The organism is Photorhabdus sp. RM71S (genome assembly GCF_042879355.1).
Taxonomy (GTDB): domain Bacteria; phylum Pseudomonadota; class Gammaproteobacteria; order Enterobacterales; family Enterobacteriaceae; genus Photorhabdus; species Photorhabdus kayaii.
Window position 1 is genome coordinate 37,973 of record NZ_JBHFKV010000025.1, and the last position, 12,392, is coordinate 50,364.

The 12,392-nt window shown below is 44.4% G+C and carries 11 protein-coding genes and 2 pseudogenes; 12 read left to right on the forward strand and 1 reads right to left on the reverse strand.

Annotated elements, in window-relative coordinates; all coding sequences use genetic code 11:
• Positions 1-2 precede the first annotated feature (2 nt).
• The 6 genes and pseudogenes from odhB to ACGF5R_RS14105 all read left to right on the forward strand — a co-directional run bounded on the left by odhB (position 3) and on the right by ACGF5R_RS14105 (position 5,078).
• Positions 3-1,223 (forward strand): 2-oxoglutarate dehydrogenase complex dihydrolipoyllysine-residue succinyltransferase, encoded by a 1,221-nt coding sequence (gene odhB, locus ACGF5R_RS14080; protein WP_262980801.1) that lies wholly within the window; start codon positions 3-5, stop codon positions 1,221-1,223.
• A 162-nt stretch (positions 1,224-1,385) separates the two neighbouring features.
• Positions 1,386-2,552, forward strand: coding sequence for an ADP-forming succinate--CoA ligase subunit beta (sucC, locus tag ACGF5R_RS14085; protein WP_112895774.1), 1,167 nt, complete (start codon positions 1,386-1,388; stop codon positions 2,550-2,552).
• 3 nt (positions 2,553-2,555) lie between these two features.
• On the forward strand, positions 2,556-3,431 hold the full coding sequence (gene sucD / locus ACGF5R_RS14090; RefSeq protein ID WP_262980800.1) for a succinate--CoA ligase subunit alpha: 876 nt from the start codon (positions 2,556-2,558) through the stop codon (positions 3,429-3,431).
• Positions 3,432-3,860: 429 nt separating this feature from the next.
• Positions 3,861-3,959: pseudogene (locus ACGF5R_RS14095) on the forward strand (hypothetical protein); the annotation flags it as partial.
• A 41-nt stretch (positions 3,960-4,000) separates the two neighbouring features.
• Complete coding sequence (locus ACGF5R_RS14100; protein WP_387691375.1) at positions 4,001-4,282, forward strand: hypothetical protein; 282 nt, start codon at positions 4,001-4,003, stop codon at positions 4,280-4,282.
• 35 nt (positions 4,283-4,317) lie between these two features.
• Positions 4,318-5,078 (forward strand): annotated as a pseudogene (locus tag ACGF5R_RS14105) (IS5 family transposase).
• A 215-nt stretch (positions 5,079-5,293) separates the two neighbouring features.
• Here ACGF5R_RS14105 and ACGF5R_RS14110 read toward each other — a convergent pair.
• Positions 5,294-5,422 carry a hypothetical protein gene (locus ACGF5R_RS14110; RefSeq protein WP_387691347.1) on the reverse strand — a complete coding sequence of 43 codons (129 nt, stop codon included), beginning with the start codon at positions 5,420-5,422 and terminating at the stop codon, positions 5,294-5,296.
• A 405-nt stretch (positions 5,423-5,827) separates the two neighbouring features.
• On the opposite strand from ACGF5R_RS14110, the gene ACGF5R_RS14115 reads away from it, so the two are divergent.
• The 6 genes from ACGF5R_RS14115 to ACGF5R_RS14140 are packed head-to-tail and all read left to right on the forward strand — an operon-like array spanning position 5,828 to position 12,370.
• Positions 5,828-6,529, forward strand: a complete 702-nt coding sequence (locus ACGF5R_RS14115; RefSeq protein ID WP_387691349.1) for a tryptophan 2,3-dioxygenase family protein — start codon at positions 5,828-5,830, stop codon at positions 6,527-6,529.
• 5 nt (positions 6,530-6,534) lie between these two features.
• Complete coding sequence (locus tag ACGF5R_RS14120; protein WP_387691351.1) at positions 6,535-7,677, forward strand: aminotransferase class V-fold PLP-dependent enzyme; 1,143 nt, start codon at positions 6,535-6,537, stop codon at positions 7,675-7,677.
• Between the two features lie 48 nt (positions 7,678-7,725).
• Complete coding sequence (locus tag ACGF5R_RS14125) at positions 7,726-9,012, forward strand: hypothetical protein (RefSeq protein ID WP_387691353.1); 1,287 nt, start codon at positions 7,726-7,728, stop codon at positions 9,010-9,012.
• A 9-nt stretch (positions 9,013-9,021) separates the two neighbouring features.
• Positions 9,022-10,644, forward strand: a complete 1,623-nt coding sequence (locus ACGF5R_RS14130; RefSeq protein WP_387691355.1) for an FAD-dependent oxidoreductase — start codon at positions 9,022-9,024, stop codon at positions 10,642-10,644.
• Between the two features lie 14 nt (positions 10,645-10,658).
• Positions 10,659-11,588 carry a branched-chain-amino-acid transaminase gene (gene ilvE, locus ACGF5R_RS14135; protein ID WP_262980793.1) on the forward strand — a complete coding sequence of 310 codons (930 nt, stop codon included), beginning with the start codon at positions 10,659-10,661 and terminating at the stop codon, positions 11,586-11,588.
• Between the two features lie 32 nt (positions 11,589-11,620).
• Positions 11,621-12,370: a cyclase family protein gene (locus tag ACGF5R_RS14140; RefSeq protein ID WP_262980792.1), complete on the forward strand. Its 750-nt coding sequence runs from the start codon at positions 11,621-11,623 to the stop codon at positions 12,368-12,370.
• Positions 12,371-12,392: the final 22 nt, after the last annotated feature.

Below are 12,392 nucleotides of genomic sequence, written 5' to 3' on the forward strand. Positions count from 1 at the left end.
AAATGAGTAGCGTAGATATTCTGGTTCCGGATCTGCCTGAGTCTGTTGCTGATGCCACTGTGGCAGTTTGGCACAAAAAAGAGGGTGACCGTGTTGAGCGTGATGAAGTGCTGGTTGAAATCGAAACAGATAAAGTTGTGCTGGAAGTGCCTGCCAGTGAAGCGGGTGTTTTAGAAGCTATTTTGGAAGTGAAAGATGCCACCGTTCTATCCCGTCAGCTTCTTGGTCGTATCCGTCTGGGCGATAGCACTGGCAAGCCGACAGAAATAAAAGAAAAAACAGAAGCAACTTTGGCGAAACGCCAGACTGCCGGTTTAGAAGAAGAGAGCAATGATGCGCTCAGCCCGGCGGTCCGCCGTTTGATTGCAGAGCATAATCTTGATGCTAAAGCGATTAAAGGCAGTGGTGTTGGTGGACGTATCGTCCGTGAAGACGTGGAAAAATACATGGCTGATAACGAAAAAGTGGCTAGCAAGCCAGCAGAAGCCCCTGTTTCTTCTGTCCAGGATTCTCTGTTGCCACACCGCAGTGAAAAACGTGTTCCAATGACTCGCCTGCGTAAACGTGTGGCTGAACGTCTGCTGGAAGCGAAAAACAACACGGCGATGTTGACAACATTTAACGAAGTTAACATGAAGCCAATTCAGGAAATGCGTAAGCAGTACGGCGAAGCGTTTGAAAAACGCCACGGTGTGCGTCTGGGCTTTATGTCTTTCTATGTGAAAGCCGTGGTTGAAGCACTGAAACGCTATCCAGAAGTGAATGCTTCTATTGATGGCTCTGATGTGGTTTACCACAACTATTTCGATATCAGTATTGCGGTATCGACACCACGTGGTCTGGTAACGCCAGTACTGCGTGATGCGGATGCGTTGAGCATGGCTGATCTCGAAAAACGCATTAAAGAGCTGGCTATCAAAGGCCGCGACGGCAAATTGACCGTTGAAGAGCTAACGGGTGGTAACTTTACCATTACCAATGGCGGTGTATTCGGCTCCTTAATGTCTACACCAATCATTAATCCACCACAGAGTGCGATTCTTGGAATGCATGCTATTAAAGATCGGCCAATGGCGGTTAATGGTCAGGTGGAGATCCTTCCAATGATGTATCTGGCACTGTCTTATGACCACCGTCTGATTGACGGGCGTGAGTCTGTAGGCTTCCTGGTGACCATCAAAGAAATGCTGGAAGATCCTGCACGTTTGCTGCTGGACGTATAGCAACATAATCAGGGCAGATACGCGCTAATATCTGCCCAGTCTGAAGTAAACAAATGTATATGAACAGCCAATCTTTAGAGATTGGCTATATCCAGAGCAACAAAAAAATAAGGGAGCAATTTGCTAATTTGCTCTTATCAGACTAACTATGGATAGAACATCATGAATTTACACGAGTATCAGGCAAAACAGCTTTTTGCACGGTATGGTTTACCCGCTCCGGCTGGTTATGCCTGCACGACACCGCGTGAAGCAGAAGAAGCTGCATCTAAAATCGGCGCTGGCCCTTGGGTGGTGAAGTGTCAGGTTCACGCTGGCGGTCGCGGTAAAGCGGGCGGCGTGAAAGTGGTTAACAGTAAGGAAGAAATTCGCGCTTTCGCTGAACAATGGCTGGGCAAACGTCTGGTCACTTACCAAACAGATGCGCAAGGGCAGCCTGTTCGTCAGATTTTAGTGGAAGCGGCAACTGATATTGCGAAGGAGCTGTATCTTGGTGCTGTGGTTGATCGTGGTACACGTCGTGTAGTGTTCATGGCTTCTACTGAAGGTGGTGTTGAAATTGAAAAAGTTGCGGAAGAGACCCCGGAACTGATTCATAAAGCGATTATCGACCCACTAATTGGCCCTATGTCTTATCAGGGGCGTGAACTGGCATTTAAATTGGGTTTAACCGGTAAACAAGTCAGCCAGTTCACTAAAATTTTCTTAGGGTTGGCAAATCTGTTCCTGGAACGCGATCTGGCTCTGGTTGAAATTAACCCATTGGTTATCACGACTCAAGGTGATTTGATTTGTCTGGATGGCAAATTAGGCGCTGATGGTAACGCACTGTTCCGTCAGGCTGAACTGCGTGAAATGCATGACCCATCTCAGGAAGATCCGCGTGAAGCTCAGGCGGCGCAGTGGGAGCTGAACTATGTCGCGCTGGATGGCAATATTGGTTGCATGGTAAACGGTGCAGGTTTGGCAATGGGAACGATGGATATCGTTAAATTGCATGGCGGCGCGCCAGCTAACTTCCTTGATGTAGGTGGTGGCGCAACCAAAGAGCGTGTGACAGAAGCGTTTAAAATTATCCTGTCAGATGAAAATGTGAAAGCGGTATTGGTTAATATCTTTGGTGGTATCGTTCGTTGTGACCTGATTGCTGACGGTATTATTGGTGCGGTGGAAGAAGTAGGAGTTCACGTACCGGTTGTTGTTCGTTTGGAAGGGAACAATGCTGATCTGGGCGCGAAAAAACTGGCTGACAGTGGTTTAAATATCATTGCCGCAACCAGCTTGACAGATGCAGCTAAGCAAGCAGTAGCAGCAGTGGGGGCAAAATAAATAATGTCTATTTTAATTGATAAAAACACCAAAGTTATCTGTCAGGGTTTCACTGGCAGCCAAGGTACTTTCCATTCAGAGCAAGCGATTGCTTATGGTACCCAAATGGTTGGTGGGGTAACGCCGGGTAAAGGTGGTACTGAACATCTAGGGTTACCTGTTTTCAATACCGTTCGTGAAGCGGTAGACACAACAGGGGCAACGGCTTCTGTTATCTATGTTCCTGCGCCATTCTGTAAAGATTCTATTCTGGAAGCGATCGACGCTGGTATTAAACTGATCATCACGATTACTGAAGGTATCCCAACGCTGGATATGCTGGCGGTTAAAGTAAAATTGGATGAAGCAGGTGTGCGTATGATCGGCCCTAACTGTCCGGGAGTCATTACGCCAGATGAATGTAAGATCGGTATTATGCCGGGACACATTCATCGAGCAGGCAAAGTTGGCATTGTTTCCCGCTCAGGAACACTGACTTATGAAGCGGTAAAACAGACAACGGATGCCGGTTTAGGGCAATCTACCTGTGTTGGTATCGGTGGCGACCCAATTCCAGGTTCTAACTTCATTGATATTCTGAAACTGTTTCAGGAAGATCCGCAAACAGAAGCCATCGTAATGATTGGTGAAATTGGTGGAACGGCAGAAGAAGAAGCGGCGGCTTATATTAAAGAACACGTCACTAAGCCGGTTGTTGCTTACATCGCGGGTGTGACTGCACCAAAAGGTAAGCGTATGGGGCATGCTGGCGCCATCATTGCAGGTGGTAAAGGAACGGCGGACGAAAAATTCGCTGCTCTGGAAGCAGCAGGCGTGAAAACTGTTCGTAGCTTGGCAGACATCGGTGATGCTGTGAAAGATTTACTTGCTGGTAAGTAAGCGTTGATAAGAAATATTTATCTATGAGGCCGCTGTGAAGTGGCCTCAGATCGTTAAAAAATCCCGTTAAAAATAGGTTCTTTAGCATCGAAAATTTCAAATTCCATCTTTGTCAATACGACGTTACGCTTGCTGGCTGTGCGAAAAGCAGCAAAGAAGAATAGGAAACAACAGCTTACTCACCTTTTTTATCACATCAGTGAAGAACTGTGATGTCAGATTTTTCAGCAACTTAAACGTCAATCTGCACCGGGCTGCGAGGGTATCACATGGGAAAACTATGCAGAGAATCTGCAAAATAACCTCCATGCGCTCCACGGCAGACTTCATCGTGGGCAATACAGACCCCAGCCGACAAGGCAGGTGAGGATCCTGAAAGAGGACGGGACAGAAAGGCCATTGAGTATACTGTGTCTGGAGGACAAAATCGTGCAGCAAGCGGTTGTCACGGTCTTAAATCAAATCTACGAGACCGATTTTCTCGGCTTCTCGTATGGGTTCAGACCAGGCAGAGGGCAGCACGATGCACTGGACGCGCTGAATGTGGCAATTATGGAGAGGAAAGTCAATTGGGTGCTGGAGCTGGACAGTTCGTTCCCTGCGAACTCCGATGTTTTCTTCGGTTTCTTTATAACGAAAAGAGAATTGCCACACATTTCTCTGATTCGCTTCCCTGTATGCAGACACGCAAGCAAACCAAAATACCCTCTGTCTGGAAAAAAGACGATCTGCTCAGGTTATTGGCAGCAATTGATCGCGGTAACCCTTCCGGAAAGCGGGATTATGACATCATTCTGTTAGGGGCTGTTGACGTTTTGAGAGGAATTATTGAACAACATGATTTGGTATAATCGTTTTCGCCAAAAAATAACCAGACCTCACCATCATGCTGCGAACTATGTTAACAGATACACAATGGAATAAGCTATCTGCATTCATGCGCCATACTGGATTTATTTACCACAAAACAAAACATCGTCAGGCGCTTGAAGGCATTCTTTATCGTATGAGAATAGGCATTCCGTGGCGCGACCTGCTTTCCGAATTCGGAAAATGGAATAGCGTCTTTCAACGTTTTAACGCTTGGTCAAAAAAGGGTGTTTTGTATTTAATGTTCAATTGGCTATCTAGATATTCTGATTCATAGTGGTTGTTCATTGACGGGAGTATTGTTCGAGCCTATCAGCATAGTGCCGGAGCGACTTCTGAAGCGGATGAAGCAATGGGTCAAAGTCGTGGAGGACGTTCAACCAAAATCCATTTGGCTGTAGACAGTTACGGTTTACCTGTACATTTTGAACTGTCTGGTGGTCAGGTCAATGATATTGTTCATGCGGAAAGTCTTGTATCTCAGTCACCTTTATCCGATTTTTTAATTGCTGATAAGGGATATGACAGTCAGCGTTTGAGACGTGTTATCGAAGAACAAAAGTCGGTTCCGGTGATCCCTTATCGCAAAAATAGCCGAAAATCAGGTCAAAAAATTGACAAATGTTTATATCGTTACCGACATTTGGAGGAAAATGCCTTTGCCAGAATCAAACATTTTCTTGCGATAGCAACAAGATACGACAAACTTGAACGGAATTACGCCAGCATGTTGGCACTGGCATTATTATTGTCTGGTTGCCAATGTGGGCTGAATAAATGATGAACTCAAAACGTCAACAGCCCCTAGCATATCTTAAAGGATGATGTTGATTTTATTATGAAGAAAGCCGTGAATTAATGAGGTTCAAAGAGACGTTTTATTGAGTTTGCAAACACTGATGAGAAAACGGCTACCGTCCCTGTATTAACCTGTTCTTGACCAAGATAGCGACATACCTATGTAGTGATAAGAAAACAGGGTTCGTATGACATCATGGCGCAGGTGATTTAGCCCACAATGACGCCGGATATATGGTCGCAAACCGTGTCAATTCAATGCTTGCATAACCGGTGGGTGTCGATTGTCGGTATACACCACCGTGCCCGCACAGGCACGCCATGACAGCCCCCTCCCAGCAAAAACACGAATCCCCGTTTTTTATCATCGCCATCCAGAGTGCAAAACATCAGGCCAGCGTGAAGAAAGCCACTGCAAAAGTCAGCGTTTAATTGATTTTCTGAAAATATAGAAAAATAAATGCGATTTTAGCGACAACTAACTTGAAAAACAGCGGCGTAAAAATAGGAAGAGAGAGAAAAAGCGGAAACAGGCAATCACAATCACCGAAATACGCATTAAGTTATTTAACTGTATGTTTTTTGTTGTTTTTGTTTTTTTTATGTTGCGATTTGTCGCTATTTTATATACATTGACGCCCGTTCGAATTATTAATTCACTACATTGACGGCTGATATTTTGCAAATAAAAGGCTGGCTTTGATCCGTTTTTGAGAAAGATAAAGAACGTGATAGGAAATAGGGATTATTCAACAAGTGTACTGTCTGGTGAAGGGGATAGCGATTATGAGAAGTATATGCGCATTCCTACGCTGCTCAATTTGCAAGTAACGCCAGAAAAGATGCTCCACCGCGATGAATTATTGTTTCAGGTGGTTCATCAATCTACTGAGCTTTGGCTGAAACTGAGCAATAGTGAGTTGGCTGAAGCGATAAAAAAGCTATCCAAGAAAGACTTTGTTGCTGCAACCGAGTTAATTAAGCGATCCAGCTATCCTATTGAGTTAATTACTAAGCAACTCGAAATGTTCAAATACATGACTCCGTATGACTTTCAGAAAGTAAGACTTGCATTAGGCAACGGCTCAGGCTTCGAATCTCCAGGCTGGAGGCGGTTGCAATCAGTTGGGCGGGAACTCCATCAAACTTTTATTCGTATTGTTAAGTCTATGAGTATCGACCTGATGGGCGTTTATACCGAGGAAGACAAGTCGCCGCTTTATTTCCTAATGGAAGAAATGGTGAGCTGGGATAAAATGGTCAGTTTATGGCGCAGCAGACATTATAAAATCGCAGTACGTACTATCGGACTTAACACGATAGGCACCAAGGGAACTCCGGTTGAAAAACTGACGGTGCTGATGAATAAGCAATTCTTTCCAGAACTGTGGGAATTGCGTACCGAAATGACTAATACAAACAGTTATTAGTCGCTATGTATTCACCTCAAGCATTTCGGGACAATTATTTTAGCGGGCTGCATGGCCTTGTCCATCTTGCCAGTTGTAGTATTTCTCCTCGTTCTCAGTTCCTTGATGCAGCGATGGAAACGATGCTAGGTGATATGGCAAAAAATGAGCTGGCGTGGGTGTATTTCGAGCAGCAAACCGAACAGGCCAGGCGCTTGTTTGCTGAGTTTATAGACGCAGATGCATCACAAATAGCGATTTTGCCAAACGCAACGATAGCTGCTTATCAGGTTATTTCAACGCTAGTAGCCAATTCCGGAGAACAAATTCTTTGCACGGAAGATGAATTTCCGTCTCTGTCCCATGTTTGGTTGCAACAAGCGAGTCGTGGACTCGTCACGCGTTGCATAGAAAGTCAGGTTTCAGATGAAAGTTTTGTCACCATTACCCGCGCAATGTTGGGCAGCAATACATGTTTAGTTTCAGTACCGTTAGCCAGTTTCCGCACAGGTAGACGATACCCGGTCAAATTAATAACAGAACTTGCTAATCAATCACAAGTTCCAATATTAGTCGATGCATACCAAGGACTAGGCGCTGAAAAAATTAATGTCAGTGAATTGAATTGTGATTACCTGATCTGCGGCAGCATGAAGTACATGTTAGGTTTGCCAGGTATTGCATTCCTTTATGTAAAAGATGGCATTTGTAACACCGTTGCACTGGGGCTGACTGGGTGGCAAGGACGTAAAGAGCCATTTGCTTTTAACCCATCGTTGGTGGATTTCCCCGATTGCGCCAAACGATTTGAAACCGGAACTCCTGCTGTGCCCGCGCTTTATGCGGCAAGCAGCGCCTTAACTGCGCTTTTGACTTTAGATTTTGAGCAAGGTCGGCTGCATATTCAGACATTAGTTGAACTTGCTATCGACATTTTGGAAAAAGGCGACGTGACAATCGTAAAGGTCCCCGGAACATTATTTTCGGCGCATATTGCTTTTCTTGTTCCAAATGTTCCTGCATTGGACAGGTACTTAAAGCAGCACAAGATAATTACAAGCCCGCGAGGTGAGATGCTCAGACTTGCGTTTCATCACTTTAATACGGCAGACGAAGTTGTTCAAACATGTAGATTGATTTGCGCGTACTTCAAAACCCAAATATGGTGAATATAAGTTAATTATTTCAATAAATTATAATAAAAGGAAAGTTTTACTGTGCTGGATATATTAGAACTTGAGCATCCAAAATTTACTAGTTTGCTTTGTGATTACAGTGATTCAGAAAAAATCACTATTAATCTTAGCATTCACACCATATTGCGGTTTGCCAAGGAAAATAAAACAACCTTCCCATATCAGGATGTTGTTCGCATGTATCATAAGACAGGTAAACATTTCGTTCCTGAATATTTTATCGAGCTGTTGAATATTACTAGAAAAGAGTACGCAAAATTAAACCGTGAGGAAATCGAACAAGTCACACGTTTTTTGAATGTCTTGTTGGATAAATACGACGGTACTTATGACTACCGCTCTTATCTGGCGCTTGAACTGTTAAACATGCCTGATGACCAGACAGGGATTAAAGCATACTCAGAAGCGCAATCCCACATTGACCGTATGACGTTACTGCTTACGGCGGATCTACTCAAATTTGAACTTGGCGGGTTAGAAACAGAGGAAAATTTTAGACATCAGTTGCCAGAACGTACTTTAGTTGAAAAACGTTGTGCTATGGCTCTAAAAGCGGTGACTCCATACGTACAACGGGCTAAGTTGTCCTATATTTCATCGGAATATGTTATCGAATCAGCAAAACATTTTATTGCCGCAGTAGAGCAAAGGAAGACACACAACGATGAGCAAATGCTGATGACAACTAATTTACCCGTCTATCTCATTCACGACGAATATATGTTCATTCGGGTCTTACAAACGTTCGAATACACTTTCTCTTGGATTGCAGTTGGTTTGAGGGAGGCAATTGAAGCTTGCGCTGATTCGCCTAGCCAGACAAGTATTCTGGTCGAAAGTTGCGAGAAAAAAATTAAAGAAGCCATCGGTTTTTTCCATTTATTGTCTTCTATGCGTGCAGAATCCTTTAAGGTGTTTCGTGCATATACTGAAGGCGCAAGCGCGATCCAATCAAGAAACTACAAGCGTATTGAATCACTATGCAGACAACCGGATGAGGATCGGTTGAACTCTATTGCTTACGGCTCTGTCCCTGAAGTTCAAGAAAAACTGTTGGCGCGGCCAAATAACTTAGACCTTGCATTAAGTCAAGCGCAACAGAGTGGTCGTTTCAATAGCAACGACTTTGGTGAGGTCAAACAAGCCATGAAAAGTTTTGCTACGACGCTGAAACGTTGGAAGCAAACCCATTATGGTCTTGCGATGAAGATGTTGGGTGAGGGCTCGGGTACTGGTTACACGGAAGGCACTCCTTATTTGGCTTTTGTCAAAGACATCCCTGTTTTTGAAACCCAGCTTGATGAGTAGATTACTAAGATGAATAGTTCAAATAAAACCAAGATTGCTATTATTGGCGCAGGTCCAGTTGGCCTGATTTTATCAGCTCGACTGGCTTCATTCGGTATTACGAGCATCGTGATGGATAAAGCCTCTTATCTGCTTCGAAAAGGTTCTAAAGCCTGCCTGATCCACGGCGATGCGCTAGAAGTACTTGATAAAGTCGGATGTGGAGAACAGATTGCAAAAGAAGGGATTCATTGGCGGATAGCGCACACCTATATTCGAAATGTTGAAAGGATCACCCAAGAATACCCCGAACGCCCCGGTTATGGTGAATTTGTCAATATTTCCCAATACCGTATAGAGCAAGAGCTCGTTAAGCTGTTGGAAGCTAATCCCTTATGTGAACTCAGGTGGTCAAGTGAAGTCGTTGGTTATTCACAACAACAGGACAAGGTTAAGCTAGAGGTAAAACACTGTACCGAAACGGAGACCCTAGAATTTGATTATGTAATTGCCTGCGATGGAGTTAGAAGCACGTTACGCGATCTGACAGGGGTTAACTTTACCGGATACACTCACCAAGATCGTTTTTTAATTACTGATATTAAAGCAAATATTGCTTTAACCAAAGAACGTCACTTTCATTTTGATCCTCAGTTTAATCCAGGCCGTCAGTTGGTGATGCATCCTCAGCCCGACAATATATGGCGCATCGACTGGCAATTGCCTCCAGATGCGGATATTGAAGCTGAAAAGAAAAATGGCCAACTAGACAAGCGTATCAAGTCTGTCATCGGTGATATTCCGTATCAGATTGACTGGATCAGTACCTATCGTTTTAACCAGCGAGTCGTGGAGAAGTTCAGACTCAATCGACTGTTTTTTGCTGGTGATGCGGCTCACTCATTTCCACCTTATGGCTCTCGCGGCATGAACAGCGGGATTCAAGACGCAGACAACCTGGCATGGAAATTGGCGCTAGTAATTAGAGGAAGCGCAGGGGATGAATTGTTGGATACTTATCATGAGGAAAGGTTCCTTGCAGCGAAAGAGAATTTGAGACTGACGGAAGCCACGATACAGTTCATGGTCCCGCCAACACCTTTGAAGCAAATCTGGCGTGACACCGTGCTGAGAATTTCAGAAGTCTGGAAACCGTTTCGTAAGCAAGTGAATCACGGGAAAATGACAGAACCTTTTACCTACGAATCTTCTAGTTTGATTGATTATAACCATCGGACACCCTATGTCGGTGCGTTCGCTCCGGATGTAGTGGTTTATATCGACGGAGAAAAAAGCCGCTTACGTAAGTTGTTCGGAGAAGGGTTTGTTTGTCTTTTTTGCGCAGATCCAAATAAGGTGAAGCAGTATTTAAATAAGCAAAGCCACACCTATAATGGTTTGGATTTTAGTTTGGTTGCTGCTGTACCAAAAGGATATTTCTCGCCAAAAGTGGATGAGAGACTTATCAGTGTTACTTACGACGATATTCTGTTTTTTGAAACTCTGACAGAAAAACAAGATTCATTGTTTGTTATCCGTCCTGATGGCCATTTAGCCGGACATTACCTGCTTGATAACGCACCGTCTCTTAGTTTAATCCTGGAAAAAGTCAGCGGTACTGATTCCTTAACGTTTCAGCGTGAAGCATCATAAACGGAGATTAACTTATGTCGTCTACCCACAATACGCCAGAATTCGCATGGCTAAATGGTGAATGCGTGCCTTGGGAAAAGTGTACCTTACATGCCAGAACGCAGGGCGCTTTTTGGGGCGCAAATGTTTTTGAAGGTGTGCGAGTCTATTGGAATAAAACGGATAAGCAAATGTATATGTATCGGATACGAGAGCATATCAAGCGCCTGCGCGATTCCATGAAGTGTGTTGACATGCCTGTCACTTTCACAGATCAAGAGATTGTTGAAGCTTGCATCGACCTAGTACGAAAAAACAACTTTAAGCGACATGTGCATCTGGTTATCGCTCCTTATTTTGCGATGGGGAAAAACTTCGATCCGCTTATTTATACCGAAGACACTGGTATGCATATTACAGCATTACCTATGCCAAGGTCTGCGCGTTATGAAACAGGGATGACGGCTTCATTTTCAACTTGGAGACGAATCAGTGACGATTCAATGCCACCGAGGATTAAAACAGGAGCAAATTACCATAATAGCCGCTTAGCTCAGCATGAAGCGATGCGAAATGGTTTTGATACTGCGTTTTTTCTAAATCACAGAGGCACTGTGGCTGAAGGCCCTGGATCTTGCATCATGATGGTCAAAAATAACCGACTGATCACGCCGCCAGGTTCAGCAGGCGTACTTGAAGGGATTACAGTAGACAGCATTATAAGACTAGCGAAGGATAAGTTTTCGGTTGAATGTGAACGAAGAGAAATTGATCGTACCGAGTTGTATTTGGCTGATGAAGTTTTCACCTGTGGCACTCTCGCTGAAATCGTTCCTGTGATTAGTGTTGACCGAAAGTCTATTGGGGACGGGCGTCCAGGTTTGATGACCCGTAAGCTTCAGGTTGCTTATGAAGACGAGGTGATGTCGAATTCGGCATCTGAATATTCAACCCCTGTCTATTAAACCCATAATGAGAATAAGGAAATCTTAATACTATGACATCTTCAATCTATGCGAAGTTCATGCAGGGGAAAGTTGAGGTATTTGACCTTACAGCGCCGTTGTCAACGGAAACACCTGTGATCCGTTTGCCGCCTGAACGAGGGCAACCTTGGCCTTTTAAGTTGGAAAAAATAAGCCGTTATGACGAAAAAGGCAAAGAAGTTTATTGGAATAATATCCAGATGTCCGAGCATACAGGGACTCATTTTGATGCCCCTGTTCATTGGCGGTCAGGTAAAGATTCTATCGATGTCTCAAGTGTACCTCCTGGGCACTTGGTCGCGCCTGCCGTTGTAATTGATGTATCTGATCAAGTAACAGCCCCAGATTTTTTACTCGAACGTGAACATGTCGATCAATGGTGCGAAGTCCATGGACCTTTACCTGAAGGTGGTTGGTTGCTATTCCGCTCAGGTTGGGACAGTCGAGACTCAGATGCTGATACCTTTCTTAATCATGGCCATACTCCAGGGGTAAGTGAAGCTTGTGCAAAATGGTTGGCTGAGCAAACACCAATTATAGGTATCGGGGTGGAGACTGTTGGAACCGACGCAGGTCAAGCTGGAAAATTTGAACAACCTTACCCCGTACACTGGTACTTTCATGGGGCGGGAAAATATGGCCTGACTCAGTTGAAGAACCTAGCAAAGTTACCGCCAACAGGTGCAGTGATCATGATAGCGCCGCTTCCCATCGTTGGTGGTTCAGGAAGCCCTTGCAGGGTGTTGGCGCTTGTTGAATAACACAAAGTTAATTTGCGAAGAG

Bases quoted from the DNA above. Each gene is read 5' to 3' on its own strand.
- ilvE (WP_262980793.1), top strand. From the start codon at position 10,659: ATGTCGTCTACCCACAATACGCCAGAATTCGCATGGCTAAATGGTGAA.
- sucC (WP_112895774.1), top strand. From the start codon at position 1,386: ATGAATTTACACGAGTATCAGGCAAAACAGCTTTTTGCACGGTATGGT.
- odhB (WP_262980801.1), top strand. From the start codon at position 3: ATGAGTAGCGTAGATATTCTGGTTCCGGATCTGCCTGAGTCTGTTGCT.
- ACGF5R_RS14140 (WP_262980792.1), top strand. From the start codon at position 11,621: ATGACATCTTCAATCTATGCGAAGTTCATGCAGGGGAAAGTTGAGGTA.
- ACGF5R_RS14110 (WP_387691347.1), bottom strand. From the start codon at position 5,422: ATGGCGTGCCTGTGCGGGCACGGTGGTGTATACCGACAATCGACACCC.
- sucD (WP_262980800.1), top strand. From the start codon at position 2,556: ATGTCTATTTTAATTGATAAAAACACCAAAGTTATCTGTCAGGGTTTC.
- ACGF5R_RS14130 (WP_387691355.1), top strand. From the start codon at position 9,022: ATGAATAGTTCAAATAAAACCAAGATTGCTATTATTGGCGCAGGTCCA.
- ACGF5R_RS14120 (WP_387691351.1), top strand. From the start codon at position 6,535: ATGTATTCACCTCAAGCATTTCGGGACAATTATTTTAGCGGGCTGCAT.